This is a genomic window from Pseudoxanthomonas beigongshangi (genome assembly GCF_016820515.1).
GTDB lineage: Bacteria > Pseudomonadota > Gammaproteobacteria > Xanthomonadales > Xanthomonadaceae > Pseudoxanthomonas_A > Pseudoxanthomonas_A beigongshangi.
The window spans coordinates 1-19,487 of sequence record NZ_JADHDV010000012.1; the positions used below are offsets into that span (position 1 = coordinate 1).

The window sequence follows — 19,487 nt, forward strand, 5'->3', positions numbered from 1 at the left end:
CCGGCGGCGGCGGCATGGCCGGCGACGGCGCCTTCGAGCAGCGCGCTGTCGCGGCCGCCGACGCCGCAGGCTTCGCCCGCCGCGTACACCTCGGCCAGGCTGGTCCGTTGATTGGCGTCCACCCACACGCGCGGATGCCGCGGTGCCGGTTCCAATGCGCAGCCCAGCGACTGCGCCAGTTCGATATTGGGCACCAGCCCATAGCCGACCGCCACGCCGTCGCAGGCAACGCGCAGGCGTTCGCGGCCGCGCCGGATGTCGACGGCTTCCACGCATCCGTCGCCGTGCGCGGCCAGCACTTCACTGTCGTGCCAGTACGGCACGCGTGCCAGCCGCAGGCGCAGCGCGATCGCCTGCCCGGCCTTGCCCGGCCAGCGCGGCAATCCGGCCGCGAAACGCCACAGGCGCCCAGGCGGGGTCCATTCGCAGAGGGCGACCACGTGCGCACCGTACTGTCGCAGGGTGTCGGCGGCGGCCAGCAGCAGTGGACCACGACCGGCGACCACGATCCGGCGACCGTCGTACGGAACGCCCTGCTTGGCCAACGCCTGCGCGCCGCCCGCGCCGGTCACGCCCGGCAGCGTCCAGCCGGGAAACGGCAGCAGCAGCTCGCGGGCGCCGGTGGCGAGAATCAAGGCGCGGAAACGCAGGCGCAGTGCGCCAGACGGGTCTTCGGCCAGCAGCTCCCCGGTGGTTCCGGCGGTGGCGATGACCTGGGTCTGCGCGTGCCACTGCACGCCGGCGGCCAGCGCCTGCCGCAGATATCCCGCGGCGGGCGTGGCGGACTGGCCGACCGCGTTTCGCCACACCTGGCCGCCCGGCGTGGCCTGCGCATCGACCCAGCCCACCCGAGCGCCATGGCCACGTGCCGCGAGCGCCGCGGCCAGGCCCGCCGGCCCGGCGCCCACGATCAGCACATCGTAGTCGCGCACGCGCTCAGCCATCGGTTTCCACCCGCATGCCGTCGCGTACCGGCGTCATGCACGCGCGTCGCTGGCCGAGGCCGTCGACCTGCACCCGGCATTCGAAGCACACGCCCATGCCGCACAGCGGCGCGCGTGGCAATCCACCGACCGAACGGCGTGTCGAGAGCACACCGGCCCGCGCGATCGCGGCCGCCACGCTGCTGCCCGCCGGCACGTCCACAGGCTGGCCGTTCACCCTCACCCGCACCGCGCCGCTCACGACATCCCCCGCGCGGGCGAATACGGTGCCGGGTCGATCGCCGGCTCGCGTCCCAGGAACAGATCCATCAGCAGGCGGGCGGTGCCCAGCGCGGTGGTGATGCCAAGCCCTTCGTGTCCGGCCGCCACCCATATGTCGCGCGCGTCGGGCATCGCTCCGATATACGGACGCCCGTCCGCCGTGGCCGGGCGAAACCCGGTCCACACGCGGATGGCCTGCACGGATCGCAGGATCGGCAGGTAGTCCAGCGTGCGTGCCAGCATGCGTTGCAACATGGGGATAGACACCGACGCATCGGTCACGCCTTCCTCGCGGGAAGAACCGATCAGCAGTTGCCCGGTGGGACGCGGCTGCACGTTGAAGGCGACGCTGCTGGCTGCGTTGCCGTGCGCGGAATCGGCATAGCCCAATTCCAGCAATTGGTGGTGGACGATGCCGGGATGGCGGTCGGTAATCAGCAGTTGCCCCTTGCGCGGACGCAGCGGCAGCCCGGGCAACAACGTCGGCGCCGCGCATCCGGTGGCGACGAGCACCGGCCCGTGCAGGCGGGTACCGTCGTCCAGCTTCACGCCGCCTTCGAATCGCGCCTCTGCACGACGACCAAGGAACAAGTGCAGGCGATGGGTCCGCGCGCGATCGACCAGGCAACGCGCTGCGCGTGGTGGATACACCACCGCCTCCCGCTCGACCCGCAGGCCGCCGGCCACGCCCTGCGCCAGATGCGGTTCCAGTGCCCGCAGGCGTGCGGCATCCAGCGCCTCCGCCTGGATGCCGACGGCCGCCAGGCGCGCGATCTTGGGCGCTACCCGCTCAAGTTCCCGTTCGTCGCGCGCGACCCAGATCGTGCCGCAGCGACTGAATTCGGCCGCGCACGGATCCGGGAATTCCTCCCACAAAGACAGCGAGTACGCCGCCAGCGCGAGTTCCGCCGGATCCTCGTCCATCGCCACCAGATGCCCCATCGCCGCCGCCGTCGCACCACCGCCGATCGGACCCGGCTCGACCAGCGCCACCTTCAGTCCCTCCGCGCAGGCGGCGTCGGCACAGGCCGCGCCAACCATGCCGGCACCGACGACGATGAGATCGAACGTGTTCACCGCGCGCCGTCACCCGTCGCGCCGATGCCCCAGGCAAAGGGATCGGAGGGATCGATGCACAGCTGCGCCCTGGCGGTGAGGTAGGCCTGGCCGGTAATCCGCGGCAGGATGCCGCGGGTGCCGCGCCGGTAATGGCCTTCGAAGCGGGTGCCGAGGATGCCCTGTTGGATCCAGGTCTCGCCTTCGGCGAGTTTTCCGTCAGCGGCCAGGCAGGCCATCTTCGCGCTGGTTCCGGTGCCGCAGGGCGAGCGGTCATAGGCCAGTCCGGGACACAGCACGAAATTGGCGATTACCCCGCTGCCGTCGCCGGCCGGCGCGTTGAGTTCGATGTGATCGATCTCCGCACCATCGGCACCGGTGATCCCCGACTTCCGCAGGGCGTTGCCGATGGCTTCGCTGTAGGCGGTCAGCTCGCGCTGGTGGCGCAGCACCAGCGGCAAGGGCGTCTGCGCGGTGATGAAGAACCAGTTGCCGCCCCACGCGATGTCGCCGCGCACACGGCCATGTCCAGGCACGTCGACCGCGACGTCGGCCGCCAGCCGGTAGCTCTCCACGTTGTCGACCGAAACACGGCCGTCGGTGTGCAGTTCCACGCCGACCGTACCCACCGGCGTCTGCAGACGATGCGCGCCCGGCGCCAGCCGCCCCAGCGCATGCAGGGTCCGCACGACGCCGATGGTGCCGTGCCCGCACATGCCCAGATAGCCGACGTTGTTGAAGAAGATGACGCCCGCCGCGACATCCGGCTCGGTTGGCGGCAGCAACAGCGCTCCCACCACCGTGTCCGAGCCACGCGGCTCGCACACGATGGCGCTGCGCCAATGATCGAAATCCTGGCGGAAGCGGCGCAGTTGCGCCGCCGGATCGCCGCCGCCGAGATCGGGAAAACCGGCCACAACCACCCGGGTGGGTTCGCCGGCGGTGTGCGAATCGATGACGTCGAGTGTCTGCATGGCGGACATGCTTTCATCCGCGGGTTGGCAGCGGATAGCCGGCAATGTCCGGTGCCGATGCGGAATTCGGCATGATTTTGACGCGACCGGAACGGTGCGCCGCAGCATTTCCATCCCTGCCGGATGGCATTGACATATCGGCGCGAATCACTGTTATGGTGCTTCACGGAGAGGGGTACACGGTGCCCGCGGAAACGCGGTTCCACTAACGCCACGATGCCGCGCCGGCGTCGTGGCGGATGCCGAATGCCGCAGGATTGCGAACGCGGCGCGCGCCCTGGCGGTGCGTGGACGCGCATGCACTCTCCGCGTTTCGCCGCCATCGGAGTCCATGCCCATGCCGTTCGACATCGACATCCCGTCACAGGAATTGCAGGCGCTCTACGACGCTCTGCCGGACGTGGTGTTCTTCATCAAGGATGCGCAGGGCCGCTATACCCATTGCAATCTCACCCTGATGCGCCGACTGGGCCGCAAGCAGCGCGCCGACGTGCTCGGCAGGACCACCGTGGAAGTGTTCCCGCAACGCTTCGGCGACAGCTACCAGCAGCAGGATCTGCGCGTGCTGCGCGGCGAGATCATCGAGAACCAGCTGGAAGTCCACCTGTTCCCCAATCGCATGCCGGGCTGGGCGCTCACCTTCAAGCGGCCGGTGTTGCAGGCCGGCGCGGTGGTCGGGCTGATCGGCATCTCGCGCGATCTCGGCCAGCCGGACAATCGCCATTCGACCTTCCCGCGCCTGATGAAGGTGGTGGACCACATGCAGGAGCACCACGGCGAGAACGTCCGCATCACCGCCCTGGCGGATCTCGCCGGCCTGTCGGTCGCCCAGCTGGAAAGGCACTTCCGCCGCGTCTTCCAGCTCACCCCGCAGCAGATGCTGACCAAGCTGCGCATCGAGACCGCGATGCGCTTGTTGCAGGACGATGCCAGCATCGCCAGCATCGGCCAGGCCTGCGGTTTCGCCGACCAGAGCGCGTTCACCCGCCAGTTCAAGGCCACCGTGGGCATGACCCCGCGCGACTATCGCGCGCTTGGCCGGCATCCGCGCGCGGCGCCGATCGCCGGCACCTGACCGCCGCCCTGCGGGGGCGCGCTACTGATCGTCCTCCGCACCCAGATCCAGCTGCGTGGCGGGCAGGCCGGTGGCGGCACCCCAGCAATAGGCCAGCAGGGCGAACACCGCCACCGCCGTGGCGTCCCAGGGATGGACGAGCATGCCGCGGCCACCGAACGAGCCCAGGTACGACACGCCGATCATCATCAGGTAGAACCCGATCAGCCACAGCGAGGAGCGGATCTGCGCGCGCAGCGGCAGCTGTCCCGCCGGCATCAGCCGCGCGCAGGCCAGGTAAATCAGATAAAGCAGCACCTGCAGGCCCAGCAGCCAGGACACGGTGGACCAACCGGACCAGTAGACGATCAGCGAGGCCACCACGAAAGCGAGAGGTCCAAGCACGTCCAGCGCCTTCACCCGGAATGGCCGGTCCAGTCCGGGTGCGCTGCGACGCAGCGCGGCGGCGGTGACCGGTGCGACGGCGTAGCTCATCATCAGCGCGGCCGACACCACGTTGATCATCGCTTCCCACGACGGAAACGGCAGTGTCCAGAACACCGAGAGCGCGAAGGTCAGCCACAAGGCCGGGCGCGGGATGCCGGATGACACCCCGACCCGGGTGAACAACCGGAAGAACGTACCGGTCCGCGCCCAGCCATAGATCACCCGCGGAGTCGCGTTCATGTAGATGTTGCCGGTACCGCTGGGTGAAACGATGGCATCGGACACGACCAGCACCGCCAGCCAGCGGGCGCCCAGCGCCAGCGCGATGTCGCGGTACGGCAGCGAGTACTCGCCACCGACCGGTCCCCAACCCTGCGTCAACGCCGATGCCGGCACGCTGCCCAGGAACACCACCTGCAGCAGCACGTAGATCAGCGTGGACAACACCACCGACAGCAGCAGCGCGATCGGAATGGTCCGCTGCGGATTCCGCACCTCGCTGGCCACGGAGATGATCGGTGTCAGCCCCAGGTAGGCAAAGATGATGCCGCCGCCGGATACCGCCGCCCCCACGCCGGCCATGCCGAACGGCGCGAAGCCGTGTTCGGACAGGTTGGCTGGCTGGAAATGCAGCGCGAGCACGCCGATCACCAGCATCGGCACAACGAACTTGAACGCGCTGACGATGTTGTTCGCCAATGCGAAGGTCCGGATGCTGAAATAATTCAGCAGGAAGAACAGGCACAGCAGCAGGAACTGCACGGTCCAGCCGGCCAGGCTGGCATCGCCGGAACCAGGCTTGTTCATCCAGGGAAACCAGGCCGCCGCGTACTGCCGCGCCGCCACCACTTCGATGGCGATCAGGCTGGAGAACGCGATCAGCGTGATCAGTCCCATCAGGTAACCCAGCAGCGGACCGTGCGAAAAGGTGGGATAGCGGATGATTCCGCCCGCGCGTGGCAACGCGGCGCCGAGCTCGCAGTAGATCAGGCCGAGCAGGAGCACCGCCACGCCACCGATCAGCCAGGAGAGAATTCCCGCGGGGCCGGCAATCGACGCCACGTGGCTGGCCGCGAACAGCCAGCCGGATCCAAAGATGGCGCCGAGCCCGATCAGGGTCAGGTCCGCCACGGAAAGACTTCGTTTGAACTTGCCCTGCTGCATGCCATCCCCCCCGGGTAGCTCGTTGCCTTGCCGTGCTCCGCCCGCGGCCCCCACCGGGAACCGCGGGCGATTCGTCCCGCCGTGCCGTGTCCGGTGCATCCGGTCGTGCGTGGCGGTCAATGGAGTCTAGAAAGCGCGTTTTGCCCGGGTCTTGGCGGATTCCGTCGGTCCTGGCGGCGAAGTGAGCACAAACCCGTTTCCATTTTTCCCGTTTTGTCGGGATCGGGGATTGGCATCAAGCATGTCATCTGCAAACCCAGTGACGGGCGTTGCGCGCCTGTTGCTCCGGCAGAGCTCACCGCGGCTCTCCGACATCCGCATGACGCACTTTCGTTATGCGGTTTTCCGCATCCCTCCGCGCCATCAACGCCTAGAACGCGGCCGGCTCTCGCACCTAATGTGAAAAACGACACGTAAGCCCTGGGAGGGGCGAACGACGTTTGCCGGCATCCGGCCAAAACACCATCGGGGAGAGGGAATGAAGACGCATTCAGAACGGCTGCGGCCGACAATCCTGTGCCATGCGCTCGTGCTGGCGCTGGCGGCAGGCACACCGGGGGCGCTGTTCGCGCAGCAGGCAGACGGCGCAACACCGCAGGCCACTGCATCGACCGACCAGGACGAAGACACCGCCGAACAATCGGCCAATGGCCAGACCAGGACGCTCGATCAGGTCACCGTCACGGGATCGCGCATCAAGCGCGCCGAAGTCGAAGGCCCGGCGCCGGTGACGGTAATCACCGCCGACGATATCGAGAAGCAGGGCTTCAAGACCGTCTTCGACGCGCTGAACACGCTGACCCAGGCCAACGGTACCGTGGTCAACGAATCCACCTTGGCCAGCCAGTCGATCTTCGCGCCCAACGCCAACATCATCAATCTCCGCGGCCTGGGCCCGGGCCGGTCGCTGATCCTGATCAACGGCCGCCGCGTCGCCGAGTACCCGCTGCCCTATGGCGGCCAGAGCAACTTCGTCAATCTGGGCGCGATTCCCAGCAGCGCGGTCGAGCGCATCGAGGTGCTGTCCGGCGGCGCTTCGGCGATCTATGGCTCCGACGCGGTGGCCGGGGTGATGAACATCGTCACCAAGAAGAACTACGAAGGGCTGGAAGCCAAGCTCTACGGGAGCACGACCACACGCGGCGGCGGCGACACCGGCAACCTGCAGATCGTGGGTGGAAAGTCCGGTGACCGCTGGAGCCTGACCTACGCGATGGAATACATGAACCGCGAGGCCATCTTCACCCGCCAGCGCGACTTCATGGATTCGATGCGGGACAGCCCGATCGCCAGCGGTCGCACGCCATGGGCCAACCTGTACCTGTACGACTTCGACGCGCCCGGCTACGTCAGCGAGATCGCCGACGCCTGCGACCGCTTCTTCGGCCATAGCGTGGTCTACACGACCGCATCCGGCAGCCGCTGCGCGCAGTACGACCGCCTGGCCGATTCCACCATCCGCAGTTCCGACGACAACCTGTCGCTGTACGGCTCCGGCGTGTTCGATATCAGCGAGAACGCGCAGATCTTCATGGATGCGATGTGGTGGCGATCCAAGGCGCGCTATTCCACCGGCACCCAGTGGTGGTCTCCCTACAACGAGGAAACCGGCTACTACTATTACGACGTCGGCCGCGGCGCGCTGATGGACGCGCTGCGCGTGTTCCAGCCGGAGGAAACCGGTCGCGATGGCCTGATGACCGACAACGACGAGGAATCCTGGAGCATCACCACCGGCATCCGCGGCAGCCTGTTCGACAACCGCTTCGACTACGAACTTTCCTACAGCCATGCCGAGTACGAGACCGACACCCGCACCCCGCGCCTGATCGCCAGCAAGGTCGCCGACTACTTCCTTGGTCCGCGCCTGGGCAACGATCCGGTCTACGACTACTACCCGGCTTACCGGCTGGACTACGACCGCTTCACCACCCCGCTGACGCCGTCGCAGTTCGCGGCGATGTCGGCGACCATCCGGCCACGCGGCTACTCCGAGGCCAGCCAGTTCCAGGCCACCCTGAGCGGCGATCTGTTCGAACTTCCGGCCGGGCCGGTCGGCATGGCCTCGGTGCTGGAATGGGGTTCGCAGGAATATGAGCTGGTGGCCGATCCGCGCACCCTGCCCAACGCCGACCCCGCCGAGGAAGCCTACAACTGGAACGACACCGGCGGCCGCGGCGCCCGGGACCGCTATGCGCTGGGCCTGGAGTTCAGCGTGCCGATCTTCAGCACCCTGAAGGCGCAGTTGGCGGCGCGCTACGACAAGTATGACGACATCACCGAGGTGGACGGCGCGGTCACCTGGAACGCCGGCCTGGAATGGCGTCCGGTCGACAGCCTGCTGCTGCGCGGCAGCTACGCCACCAGCTTCCGCGCACCGGACATGCACTACGTGTTCGCCGAACCATCCGGCTACTACATCCAGATCTTCGACGAATACCGCTGCCGCGCCGAGAACAACAACGACGTGCTGGCGGCGGCGTGCCGCGACAACAGCAACACCGACTACTACTACTACACCGAGGGTGGCCGGCGCGGCAACCGCCTGCTGGAGGAAGAGACCTCCAAGTCGTGGACCGCCGGTTTCGTCTGGGACATCCTCGACGGTCTGTCGGTGCAGGCCGACTACTACAGCATCCAGCTCGACCAGGGCGTCAACGATCTGTCCAACGGCTACGTGCTCAAGCGTGAAGCCGATTGCCGGCTGGGCGTGGATCGCAGCGGCAATCCGGTCGACACCAACTCGCTGCTCTGCCAGACCGCACTGGATTTCGTCCAGCGCCGGCCGTCGCCGACCGACCCCGAAGGCACCGCGGTGACCCTGCTGACGGTCGGGCCGATCAACACCGCCACCGAGAAGACCACCGGCATCGACGCCACGGTCCGCTATCGCTGGGACACCGATCGCCTCGGTCGCTTCAACGTCCTGCTCGGCTGGTCGCACACGCTCAGCTACGAGTTCACCCAGTACGCCGAGGATGGCGTGCTCTACGACCGCGACAACCGCTCCTACAACTGGAACGCCCGCAGCCGGGCCAACCTGTCGGTGAACTGGAATCGCGGCGACTGGGGCGCGAACGTCTACGGCTCGCGGATGGGCTCGATCCCCAGCTACGACCTGGACCGCCGCATCGCGCCCTACCTGCTGTGGAATGCGAACCTGTCGAAGAAGATCACCGACAGGATGTCGGTGACCCTGTTCGTCAACAACGTGTTCGACAAGATCCATCCGCGCGACGACAGCTACGCCGACTACCCGTACTTCTACTGGACCTACAGCCCGATCGGGCGGGAGATCGGCGCGCAGCTGGCTTACCGGTTCCAGTGATCGGTGTTTCCCCGGGGCCGGCGATGGCCGGCCCCTTCTTTTTTTGCTCCAGAGAAGATCGAATGAAAGATGCCCTTCGCCCACCTGCCGCCACCCGCCGGTCACGCGCGGCCCTGACCGTACTGGCCCTGCTCTCGCCGTTCGTCGCTTCAGCGAGTGATACCGCCCCCGGCGATGCGGACTATCAGCGCTCGCTGCACCTGGGACAGGAATGGATGTACCTGACCCGCGACCTGCCCTTCGCGGCCAAGGCCACCCACGATGGCCGCTTCTACTACCGCAAGACGGTGCCCGGCGGTTTCAGCTACGTGATCGTCGACCCAAAGGACCAGCGCAAGCGCCCGGCCTTCGACCAGGCACGCCTGGCGGCGGCGCTGGGCAAGGCCACCGGCGAACGCTACGAGCCGCTGCGGTTGCCGTTCCGCGATTTCGAATTCGCCGACGAAGGCCGCGCCATCAAGATGAAAATCGGCCTGGCCGAGCCGCGGCCATGGCGTTGCGAACTGAAGAACTACACCTGCGCGCGCGACGGTGGCACGCCCAGCCGCCCGCGCGGCTGGGGCGTCGTGCGCGACATGACCCAGCCCGCCGACAACGCGCCGCGCCGCTCGCCGGACGGCAAATGGGAAGTCTTCGCGCAGGGCCACGACCTGGTCATCCGCGCGGCCGGTTCACTGGCGCAGCCCGAACCGCTCACCCGCGACGGCCGCGCCGACGCCTTCTACGATCCCGAATCAATCGCGTGGTCGCCCGATTCCCGGCGCCTGGCGGTCTACCGGGTCAAGCCCGGCACCGATCGCCGCGTCACCCGGGTCGAATCCACTCCCCGCAACCAGATCCAGCCAATCGTCCACACCCAGCTGTATCCCAAGCCGGGCGACGAGGTCGACATCGAACGACCGGTACTGATCGATGTCGATTCACGCACGGTACGGGTCGTCGACGACGCGCTGTTCCCCAACCCGCTGCAACTGTGGGAGATCCAGTGGCGCAAGGACAGCGAGAGCTTCGCGTTCGAATACATCCAGCGTGGTTTCAAGCACGTCCGCGTGATCAGCGTCGATGCCGCCAGCGGCCAGGCGCGGGTGGCGGTCAGCGAGGACAGCCCGACCTTCGTCAATGCCTGGAACCTCTATCGCCATGACGTCGGCAAGGACGGCAACGAGGTGCTGTGGATCTCCGAACGCGACGGCTGGCGCCACCTGTACCTGTTCGACGATGCCAGCGGCCAGGTCAAGCGACAGATCACGCGCGGCGAGTGGGTAGTGCGCGACGTGGTCAAGGTCGATGACGACAAGCGCCGGATCTGGTTCACCGCCGGCGGCATGGACGCGGGCAAGGACCCGTATCTTCAGCATTACTTCCGGGTCGACTTCGACGGCGGCAATCTTACCCGCCTGACCCAAGCCGACGCCTGGCACGATGTCGCCTTCTCCAGCGACATGGCCTATTACCTCGATACTTACTCGCGGGTGGATCTGCCGCCGGTCTCGGAACTGCGCCGCGCCGACGGCAGCCTGGTGTCGGTGCTCGAACGCGCCGATGTCGGCGCGCTGCGCGCGGCGGGTTGGAAGCCGCCCCAGATCTTCGCCGCCAAGGGCCGCGACGGCGCCACCGGCATCTGGGGCATCGCGGTGCGTCCACGCGATCACGACCCGTCGAAGCACTATCCGGTCATCGAGTCGATCTACGCCGGGCCACACGGCGCCTTCGTGCCCAAGCGCTTCTGGCCGTTCGACATGGATTCGGGCAGCGACAGCCTGGTACGGATGCAGGCATTGGCGGATCTGGGCTTCATCGTCGTCCGCATCGACGGCATGGGCACCACCGGCCGCTCCAAGGCCTTCCATGACGTGGCTTGGCAGAACCTGCAGGACGCCGGTTTCCCGGATCGCATCGCCTGGCACCGCGCGATGGCCGCGACGGATCCGTCCTACGACATCGGCCGGGTCGGCATCCACGGGATGTCGGCGGGCGGGCAGAACACCCTGCACGCGCTGTTGTTCCATCCGGAGTTCTACAAGGCTGGCGTGGCCAGCAACGGCTGCTACGACAACCGCATGGACAAGCTGTGGTGGAACGAGCAATGGCTGGGCTGGCCGGTCAACGGCAGCTACTCGGCCGCGTCGGGCGTAGAACACGCCAGCAAGCTGCGCGGCGACCTGCTGCTGATCGTGGGCGAACAGGACGCCAATGTGGATCCTGCCTCGACCCTGCAGGTGGCCGATGCGCTGATCCGCGCCGACAAGGATTTCGAACTGCTGATGATGCCCGGTGCCGGCCATTCGGTGGGACGCTGGTCCGAACCCTTTGACTACGTCCAGCGCCGCCACTACGACTTCTTCATCCGCCACCTCCAGGATCGGCCAACACCGCGCTGGAACTCGGCGTCATCGGCGCCCTGAGCCACGCGCCTGTTTCGCGCGCCGGATGAACGGGCCAACGCGCCCGTTCGCCACGACCGGAAAAAGCGAAGCCCGGCAATGAATGCCGGGCTCTGCAAGCAGCGGCGGAGGGGGAGAGAGGGAGCCTCGTCGCTACGGAGGGAATTTTCCGCTGCCCCGGTTACGGGAACGTTTCACCCAATCGCAAATCCTGTTGCGGTCGCCACGCGGCCGCGGCGCCATGGTTGAAATGAACACGTAGCGTCACGGCTCTATAACTGTGCCCGGAACACGGGAGGATCCACGCCCCCGCCCACGCACCCGAGCCCCTTGCGGAACCCGCCATGCACAAGCCGTTCCGTGATTACCTGGGTGCTCACGGTGGAAAGAGCCTGGTCTGGCACGCCTACGATCTGCTGTTCGCCTATTTCCTGACCCAGCATCTCCAGTTGCCGCCGCAGACGATGGGGCTGCTGACGATGGCGCTGATGCTGTTCGGCGCGCTGGCCGATCCGGTGGCGGGCTGGTTGATCGGACGCGGCCCGGACGTGCCTCACCGGCTGGTCCGCCTGCAGGCGTGGGGAGCGCTGATCTCGACGCTCGCGTTCATGGCGCTGTTCTCGGCGCCACTGCCGTTGTCGCCGGTCGTCCATGCCCTTGGCACCGGGCTGGTGTTCCAGCTCTGTTACAAGCTCTACGACGTTCCCCAGAATGCGCTGACATCGGTGCTCGCGCGCGACCACCGGGAAGTCCTGCAACTTTCGGCCGGGCGCTATTTCCTCAGTGGCGCCGCGCGCATCCTGGTGGCCCTCGCCGCCTATCTGCTGGTCGGCGAACATGCGGTGTCGCCTTCCGGCCGGCACATCGCGCTGTTCATCGCAGTGCTGTGCGCGCCGGCACTGCTCTCCGCCTGGCGACTGGCCCGCGTCGTCCGGAAACCGGTGGACGATTCCGCCAACAGGAATGTCCATGGCGTCGCCGTCCGGATCCGCAGCGGCACTTTTCCGCGCCTGCCGGAGGGCATGGCGATGCTGTTGATCGCCACCTTCGTCAACGCCGGCCTGCTCTCGGTGATGGGCAGGATGATGCCCTACCTAGCGTCGCGTTCCGGCGTGCTGATCGTCTTTTCCATCGGCACGCTGGCGCTGCTGCCGCTGTTCCGGCAGCTGGCCTCGCGCCGCGGCGAACATGCGGCGTTCCTGCTGGGCGCCTGCCTGTCCGCGATCGCCTGCCTCGGCCTGTCACGATCGTTCGCGCTGCCGGGTGTTGCCGGGGATATCGGACTGAATGCTTTCGCATTTCTTTATGGCGGCGGCTCATTCGGCTGCACCATGCTGCTTTGGGGAACGGCCGCCAATCTGATCCATCGCCATCACGATCGGACCGCGACGCGCGCCGACACCTGGTCCTACGGCATCTACACCTTCGCTTCCAAGCTCGGCATCGCCCTGTCGATGCTGATGCTGGGCCAGGTGCTGGATCCGGCGGTGGCGCGGTCGCCGGCGGCCGATCACGGGCTTGCCCTGGCGCGGGCGGCGGCATTGGCCGCGCTCGGCGCACTCGTCTGCACCATGGTCATCTATCGGACGATGAAGTCGCTGCGCGGATCGCACGCCGGGCGCCCGCGCCCGTCTCCCGTGCTTGAAGCCGTCCCTCAGGGATCCAACGGATCCAGCGGATCCACCTTCGCCGAATCCGGCGAGGGACGGAACGGCACGTCGAATGGCGAGGTGCGCTTGCCGAGCGTGCCCGGCAGGTAGCCCAACTCGGTCCGGTTGCGTTCGACGAATTCCGCGCCCACCACGTAATCGATGTGCTTCGGGTCGCTGAGCACCAGTGCATCGCGATCCGCTGGCGCCTTCATCGCCATCAACAGGCGCGAGGCATTGCGCAGGTTGGTGGTGGTGTGCCGGGCATAGGGTTCGATCACCAGCGCGTTCTCCGGAACGCCGTACCGCTCCACCAGCGCGCGGCGCATCTCGACTGCTTCGACATGGCGGGTTCCGCGCGGGTGGACGGCGGCACCGCTGAGGATGATGAAAGGCGCCAGTCCGTCGAAATAGCGTTGCGCGGCGACCTTCACGTGCAGCTTGCCGCGCGCGCTCAGCGGCGTCAGCGGATCTTCCGGCCCGGCCCCGAGCACGATGATCGCGGTGTAGCGGTAGCGCGACCAGTCCAGCGTTTTCGCCTGGGCGAAGGCGGCCGCGTTCAGGCCACCCTCGATGGGCTCGAACGCGATCGCGTCGAGCCGGTCGTTGACGTCGATCAGCGCCAGCGCCAGGCCGATGCTGGCGTCCAGCGAGGCGACCGCCTCGCCGCGGCCGACCTCGCTGATCGCCACGGCGGTGGCGACGTCGGCGGCAAGCCGCTGGCTGCCCGCCTCGCCCATCGGTCCGTCGATTCGCGGATAGCGCGAAGCCGCGCCCTTGCCGTAGACATCAAGGATGGAATTGAGTCCGGCCAGCTCGCGGCGGATCGCCTCCGGCGGGCGGTCCGGCGCCGCCAGCGTCGCCATCGCGTCGATCTCCTGGCGGTTCCAGCGCGCGGCGTCGACCTTGCAGGCGGCATCGTCACCGCACTGCGTGAGCCGGCGCTCGCGCGCGGCCAGCAGGGTGCGAACCTCCGTGCCCGCCTGGTCGCGGCGGATCGCGGCGAGCGCCGGGAACAGGCGCTGGCCCAGCGCGGCGGTCACGCCGTCTTCCACGGTCGCGGCGAATCCGGGTTGGGCCACCGCCAGCATCAGGCACAGCAGAGCCGCGACGCGCATCACCAGCTCCGGCTCAGGACCAGGCGGAAGTTGCGCCCGAACAGCGGCCGCCCGTAGATGGCCTCGCTCGAACCCTGCCCGGACAACGCGTCGGTGCGCGTGTTGCCTTCGGTCAGGCCCTCTTCGTTGGTCAGGTTGTCGCCCACCAGTTGCACGCCCCACGGGCCACGCTTCCAGGACACGCCAAAACCGAGGGTTTGATAGGACGGCAGCATCGTGCGGTTGAAGAGATCCACGTAGGCCTTGCCGACCACATCGTAGCGGAGATAAGCCTCGATCTGTCCATCACCGGCGTCGAAGTTCACGGTCGGGCGGATATGTCCGTAGAACTTGGGCTCGCGGACGATCTGGTTGCCGTTCACCGCGCTGGGGTCGGCGCCGGAATTGTTCTGCAGATCCTTGTACTGCGGATCGCTGAAGGTCACCGCGCCCGCCACCGCGAACCAGTCCGTAGCCCGGAACAGGCCGTCGATCTCGACGCCCTTCGATACCGCCGTGCCGATGAAGGGCACCGACTGGTCGTTGCGGCCTGTGGTCGGGTTGTATGCCACGAACGAGGCGTTGAGCGGATCGAACTTGGTGTAGAACGCGGTCAGGTACAGGTACGAGGCTCCGAACGATGCCTTCAGGCCCAGCTCGTACTGATCGGTCGCGGTCTTGACGATGGTCGGATTGATGCTGCGCGCGACGCTGGACTGCGGCGGAATCTCCACATGGGAGGCGCGTGCGTACGCACCCAGTCCCGGGCGGAAGTCGTAGTTCAGGCCCACGGTCCAGTTGGTGACCGACGGGCTGAGGTTGTGGGTCTGGGTGGCGCCGTTGAAGCGGCGGGTGGTGTCGTCGGCCAGGGTGGTCGCATCACCCAGGTTCGCGGCGGCGGTGTCTTCGGCGTAGCCGTCGTAGCTGTACTTCTCGTGGCGGATGCCGCCATCCAGTTTCAGTTTTTCGGTGATTTCCCAGGTGTCGTTGGCGTAGACCGCCAGCATCCGCGCATCCACTTCGCCGGCATTGAGCGTGGTGGTGTAGCGCAGCACGCCGTTGTCGGTGACGTAACCCAGCGGCGCGCCGGCGGCCGAATAGGCGACCAGATCGAGCGTCCTCGGCTTGCCGGACACCTCCAGCAGCATGTCCTGGTAGGCGGTGAACGCGGTGGTGCCGTAGAAGGCGGTGTAGATGCCGAAATTGACCTCGTGCGCGCCCAGGCCGGTTTCGAACCTGCGCGCGGCGCTCAGATCCGCCTGCGCCGAATAGAATTCCGACTCGATCGCGCGGTACTGCGCGGAGATCACCAGGCCGGAGGCGCCATAGGGGTCATAGGCCGCCGTGCCGCGGCTGCCGGCCAGGGCATAGCCCATCCGGGCGACGTCCGGACCGAACGCGGCCCGCGCCCGCTCCAGGTAGCTGTTGGCGAAGGTGTTGCCATCGGCCGGATTGGTCGTCGAATACAGCGCGTCGAAACTCAGCTTGCCCTTTGTGTAGCCGGACTTGAACGAGATGGTCCAGTCACCGGCGGTGTTCTCGTACTGGAAGCCGACGTTGCCGAAGCGCATGTGGCGGCCGTCGGCCAGATCCCGGCGCAGGCCGTGCATCACGCCGGCCGCGTCCAGGTACTTGAGCGAGACGTTGCGCAGCGACGGCGAGTTCATCGTTCCCTCGAAGTAATCCAGGTACGGATTCAGCGACACCGAGGGATTGCGCGGATCGGCGACCGGGATCGGCAGGTAGAACACGTTGTGGTCGTCGACGTAGGTCGCGCTGAACTTCATCCAGCTGTCTTCCATGTAGTGCTTGATGTTGGCGCGCAGCTGGCCGCCCTGGTCGTTCGGGAAATCGTTGTCGCGATAGCCGTCGTGATGGCGGAGGAATCCGCCCACCGCGTAATAGGTGTCCTCCGACAGCGCGCCGGATTGGTACGCCTCGCCGCGGTACAGCCCGGTGTCGCCCAGGGTCAGCTGCGCCTTGCCACGGGTTTCGTCGCCGCCCTCGACCAGCACGTTGTTGACGATGGCCGCGCCGCCGCTGGCATAGATCGGCGCCGGACCGCCGCGCACGATTTCCACGCGCTGGTTCATGACGTCGAAACGGTGCATGCCCTCGCCGGAGTTGAAGAAGTGCCCGTCGATCTCGTGGAACAACGGCAGGCCGTCCTGCTGGAACACGATGTAGCCGCGATCGGTCGGTATGCCGCGCAGGCGGGTGATGTTCTGCACCTCGCCGCCGGTGGATTCGACATGGATGCCCGGCACGCTGCCCAGCAGATCCGCGAAGCTCTTCGGCGCTAGCCGCTGCACTTCCTCGGCGGTCAGCGAATTGACCGCGTAGGAGGCGTCGAACCGCCGCTGGGTGCGCGCGGCGCCGGTGACCACGATGGCGTCCAGGGTGTTGGCGTCGGTGTTGCCCGGGCGGGCATCGGCGGGGCGTGCCGGGGTGTCCTGCGCCGCGGACGCCGGGGCGGTATCGGCGGCGGCCGGCGGGTTCTGGGCGAACCCCGGCAGCGCGGTCAGGATGCCGGCCGCGAGGACGGACAGCCTGAAGGCAGAACGACGGGTAAGGCTCGACATGGTGGCTCCGGTGGGGGTGGCGGGGCAAAATATATTCCGCCAAGAAACATACTTGCTGATTGTTTCAGCCGGATTTCATGCTTAATCGCGAATTATTCTGTGTCTTTGACGAAATTCGCCCGTAATATCTTTGTCACTGGAATATAAAGGAATGGATCCATGTCCATAGCCCTGGGACTGGCGCCCAGCGAGCAGCGCGTGCTCGACCTGCTCCGTTATCGCGGACCGATGTCCCGCGCGGAACTGTCGCGCGAATCGGATCTGGCGCCGCCCACCCTGTCGCGACTGATCCAGCAACTGCTCGACCGCGGACTGGTGATCGAGTCCGAGAAGGTGCGCGACGGCCAGCGCGGCAAACCCGCGCAGCTGGTGCGGCTGAATCCGCGCGGCGCCTTCGCCGCCGGCATCGCCGTGCAGAGCGAATACCTGGAAGGCTGCATCGTCGACATGGAGGGCGGCGTCTGCGCGAGCGCGAGGCTGCCGCTGCCGACCCTGGCGCCGGATCAGGTGGGCGCGGCGGCCTCGCGCATGCTCGGGCAACTGATCGCCGAGGCCGGCATCGACACGTCCCGGTTGATCGGCGCCGGCGTTTCCATGCCCGGCGTGGCGCTGGGCGCGTACGGCTCCGGCACCCGCCCCGAAGGCAACAACGATCTGCCCGACGAATTCGAGGACTGGAAGCCGCTCGATCTGCAGGCGTTCTTCGCCGGAGTGCTGGAACTGCCCTGCTGGCTGGAGAACAGCTCCAAGGCCGTGGCGCTGGCGGAAATGTATTACGGCGAGGGACAACGGCTGGGCAGTTTCGCGGTCATGCACATCGCCTACGGCTTCGGCGGCGGGTTGATCCTCGACCGCCGTCCGTTTCGTGGCGCACGCGGCCACGCCGGCGAATTCGGCGGGCTGTTCCCCTACTCCAGCATCCGCCCCTCGGGCCGCGATCTGCTCGCCTACCTGGGCGAACGCATAGCGCGGCCGCCGCGGCATGTCCGCGACGTGGTGATCGAGGACATTCCCGAACATCTGCTCCACGGGTGGGCCGAGCGGGTCTATCCCTGCATGCACGACCTGTGCAGGTTCCTCACCGTCGCGCTGGACCTGGACGGCATCGTCCTGCACGGCCTGATTCCGGAAAAGCTGCTGCACCTGCTGGCCGATCTCCTGCGCCAGCGCGTGCCGCAGACCCTGCCGCCCGAACTCGTCATGCCCCGCGTCGTGGTCTCGCCCCTGTCCGCTTCCAGCCTGAGCGTCGGCGCCGCCAGCCTGCCGCTGCACTACACCACCGCCGCCACCCCGTAGAGCGGAGCTCGCTCCGCTGCTCCTCCGGCACCGCCCGAATCCACGAAGCCGAGCAAGCTCGGCTCTACGTAGAGCGGAGCTTGCTCCGCTGCTTTCCACCGCCGCTCGAATCCGCGGAGCCGAGCAAGCTCGGCTCCACCGCATTCGACGCGCCGCCATCGCGGCTGACGCTCAATCCAGCTTCACCACCAGCTTGCCGAAGTTGCGTCCCTTGAGCAGGCCGAAGAAGGCTTCGGGCGCGTTCTCCAGGCCTTCCACGACGTCCTCGCGATACTGGATGCGGCCGTCCGCCAGCCATTGGCCCATCTCTTCCAGGAAGCGGGGAAACAGATCGATGAAATCGCGCTGGATGAAGCCGCGCACGCTCAGGCGCTGGCGCAGGATCTGGCTGAAGAATCCGGGCAGGCGATCCGGTCCCGGCAATACCTGGCCGCGCGCGTTGTAGGTGGCAATCGTGCCGCAGACCGGGATCCGGGCGAAGTCGTTGAGCAGGGGAACGACCGCGTCGAACACCTTGCCACCCACGTTCTCGAAGTACACGTCGATGCCATCCGGTACCGCGGCGCGCAGCTGCTCGGAAAAATCATCCGCGCGGTGATCCAGCGCGACGTCGAAGCCGATCGTTTCCAGGTACCGCCGCTTGGCCTCGCCGCCGGCGATGCCGACGGTGCGCGCACCGCGCATCTTCGCGATCTGGCCGACCGTGGCGCCGACCGGGCCGCTGGCGGCGGCGACCACCAGCGTTTCCCCCGGCTGCGGCTTGCCGATCTCGTGCAGGCCCGCGTAAGCAGTGAAGCCCGGCATTCCGTACACGCCCAGCGCCGTGCTGATCGGCAGCGTCATGCCGTCGAGCCTGCGCGTGATCGCATCGCCATCGACGACCACGAACGTTTGCCAGCCGCCCGTGGCCACGACCTGATCGCCCACCGCGAATCCGGGATGGCGGGATTCCAGCACCTCGCCCACCGTGCGCCCTTCCATGACGTCGTCGATGGCCACCGGCGGCGAATAGGAACGCCCGGCATCCATGCGTCCGCGCATGTACGGATCCAGCGACAGGTAGCGGTTGCGCAGCAGCACCTGGCCCGGACCGGGCGCGGGCACCGGCAATCGTTCGAGCCGGAAGTGGGACGCGTCGGGCTCGCCACTCGGACGCGCCGCCAGGACGATACGGGTGTTGATGGGATTGCTCATTCGCGGGAACCGGGTTCAGGGGGGCCGACAGCATCGCACCGGCACCACTCTCCCTGC

At 67.3% G+C, this 19,487-nt stretch carries 13 protein-coding genes; 5 read left to right on the forward strand and 8 right to left on the reverse strand.

The features are described 5' to 3' along the window. From IQ458_RS10530 to IQ458_RS10545, 4 genes are all read right to left on the reverse strand, one after another. A partial coding sequence (locus IQ458_RS10530) for an NAD(P)/FAD-dependent oxidoreductase (protein ID WP_203322752.1) occupies positions 1-944 on the reverse strand: 944 nt, incomplete at its 3' end. Further along, entirely contained in the window at positions 937-1,185 is a 249-nt protein-coding gene (locus IQ458_RS10535) for a (2Fe-2S)-binding protein (protein WP_203322753.1), read from the reverse strand. The genes IQ458_RS10535 and IQ458_RS10530, both read right to left, overlap by 8 nt. Further along, positions 1,182-2,246 carry an NAD(P)/FAD-dependent oxidoreductase gene (locus IQ458_RS10540; RefSeq protein WP_235996769.1) on the reverse strand — a complete coding sequence of 355 codons (1,065 nt, stop codon included), beginning with the start codon at positions 2,244-2,246 and terminating at the stop codon, positions 1,182-1,184. Before IQ458_RS10540 ends, IQ458_RS10535 begins: the two co-directional genes overlap by 4 nt. 32 nt (positions 2,247-2,278) lie before the next feature. Then, positions 2,279-3,235, reverse strand: coding sequence for a proline racemase family protein (locus tag IQ458_RS10545; RefSeq protein ID WP_203322829.1), 957 nt, complete (start codon positions 3,233-3,235; stop codon positions 2,279-2,281). Between the two features lie 337 nt (positions 3,236-3,572). On the opposite strand from IQ458_RS10545, the gene IQ458_RS10550 reads away from it, so the two are divergent. Next, positions 3,573-4,310 (forward strand): AraC family transcriptional regulator, encoded by a 738-nt coding sequence (locus tag IQ458_RS10550; RefSeq protein WP_183639450.1) that lies wholly within the window; start codon positions 3,573-3,575, stop codon positions 4,308-4,310. A 21-nt stretch (positions 4,311-4,331) separates the two neighbouring features. Here IQ458_RS10550 and IQ458_RS10555 read toward each other — a convergent pair whose 3' ends face one another. Beyond that, a complete protein-coding gene (locus IQ458_RS10555) occupies positions 4,332-5,900 on the reverse strand; it encodes an APC family permease (protein WP_203322755.1) in 1,569 nt (522 codons plus the stop codon). A gap of 478 nt (positions 5,901-6,378) precedes the next feature. On the opposite strand from IQ458_RS10555, the gene IQ458_RS10560 reads away from it, so the two are divergent. From IQ458_RS10560 to IQ458_RS10570, 3 genes are all read left to right on the forward strand, one after another. Continuing rightward, on the forward strand, positions 6,379-9,228 hold the full coding sequence (locus IQ458_RS10560) for a TonB-dependent receptor plug domain-containing protein (protein ID WP_203322756.1): 2,850 nt from the start codon (positions 6,379-6,381) through the stop codon (positions 9,226-9,228). A 62-nt stretch (positions 9,229-9,290) separates the two neighbouring features. After that, positions 9,291-11,633, forward strand: coding sequence for a S9 family peptidase (locus IQ458_RS10565; protein WP_203322757.1), 2,343 nt, complete (start codon positions 9,291-9,293; stop codon positions 11,631-11,633). A 323-nt stretch (positions 11,634-11,956) separates the two neighbouring features. Next, a complete protein-coding gene (locus IQ458_RS10570) occupies positions 11,957-13,372 on the forward strand; it encodes an MFS transporter (RefSeq protein WP_203322758.1) in 1,416 nt (471 codons plus the stop codon). On the opposite strand, the gene IQ458_RS10575 is transcribed toward IQ458_RS10570, so the two are convergent. After that, positions 13,267-14,379, reverse strand: a complete 1,113-nt coding sequence (locus IQ458_RS10575; protein WP_203322759.1) for a YdcF family protein — start codon at positions 14,377-14,379, stop codon at positions 13,267-13,269. The two genes, IQ458_RS10570 and IQ458_RS10575, sit on opposite strands and share 106 nt — an antisense overlap. After that, on the reverse strand, positions 14,379-16,940 hold the full coding sequence (locus IQ458_RS10580) for a TonB-dependent receptor (RefSeq protein WP_203322760.1): 2,562 nt from the start codon (positions 16,938-16,940) through the stop codon (positions 14,379-14,381). The genes IQ458_RS10575 and IQ458_RS10580 overlap by 1 nt, the downstream gene beginning before the upstream one ends. A 159-nt stretch (positions 16,941-17,099) precedes the next feature. On the opposite strand from IQ458_RS10580, the gene IQ458_RS10585 reads away from it, so the two are divergent. Beyond that, positions 17,100-18,236, forward strand: coding sequence for an ROK family transcriptional regulator (locus tag IQ458_RS10585; protein WP_203322761.1), 1,137 nt, complete (start codon positions 17,100-17,102; stop codon positions 18,234-18,236). Between the two features lie 171 nt (positions 18,237-18,407). On the opposite strand, the gene IQ458_RS10590 is transcribed toward IQ458_RS10585, so the two are convergent. Continuing rightward, on the reverse strand, positions 18,408-19,430 hold the full coding sequence (locus tag IQ458_RS10590; protein ID WP_203322762.1) for an NADP-dependent oxidoreductase: 1,023 nt from the start codon (positions 19,428-19,430) through the stop codon (positions 18,408-18,410). Positions 19,431-19,487: the final 57 nt, after the last annotated feature.

What these genes read in the sequence shown, in the direction of transcription:
- IQ458_RS10540 (WP_235996769.1), bottom strand. Translation starts at nt 2,246, where the DNA reads ATGGTTGGCGCGGCCTGTGCCGACGCCGCCTGCGCGGAGGGACTGAAG.
- IQ458_RS10545 (WP_203322829.1), bottom strand. Translation starts at nt 3,235, where the DNA reads ATGCAGACACTCGACGTCATCGATTCGCACACCGCCGGCGAACCCACC.
- IQ458_RS10550 (WP_183639450.1), top strand. Translation starts at nt 3,573, where the DNA reads ATGCCGTTCGACATCGACATCCCGTCACAGGAATTGCAGGCGCTCTAC.
- IQ458_RS10555 (WP_203322755.1), bottom strand. Translation starts at nt 5,900, where the DNA reads ATGCAGCAGGGCAAGTTCAAACGAAGTCTTTCCGTGGCGGACCTGACC.
- IQ458_RS10560 (WP_203322756.1), top strand. Translation starts at nt 6,379, where the DNA reads ATGAAGACGCATTCAGAACGGCTGCGGCCGACAATCCTGTGCCATGCG.
- IQ458_RS10565 (WP_203322757.1), top strand. Translation starts at nt 9,291, where the DNA reads ATGAAAGATGCCCTTCGCCCACCTGCCGCCACCCGCCGGTCACGCGCG.
- IQ458_RS10570 (WP_203322758.1), top strand. Translation starts at nt 11,957, where the DNA reads ATGCACAAGCCGTTCCGTGATTACCTGGGTGCTCACGGTGGAAAGAGC.
- IQ458_RS10575 (WP_203322759.1), bottom strand. Translation starts at nt 14,379, where the DNA reads ATGCGCGTCGCGGCTCTGCTGTGCCTGATGCTGGCGGTGGCCCAACCC.
- IQ458_RS10580 (WP_203322760.1), bottom strand. Translation starts at nt 16,940, where the DNA reads ATGTCGAGCCTTACCCGTCGTTCTGCCTTCAGGCTGTCCGTCCTCGCG.
- IQ458_RS10585 (WP_203322761.1), top strand. Translation starts at nt 17,100, where the DNA reads ATGTCCATAGCCCTGGGACTGGCGCCCAGCGAGCAGCGCGTGCTCGAC.
- IQ458_RS10590 (WP_203322762.1), bottom strand. Translation starts at nt 19,430, where the DNA reads ATGAGCAATCCCATCAACACCCGTATCGTCCTGGCGGCGCGTCCGAGT.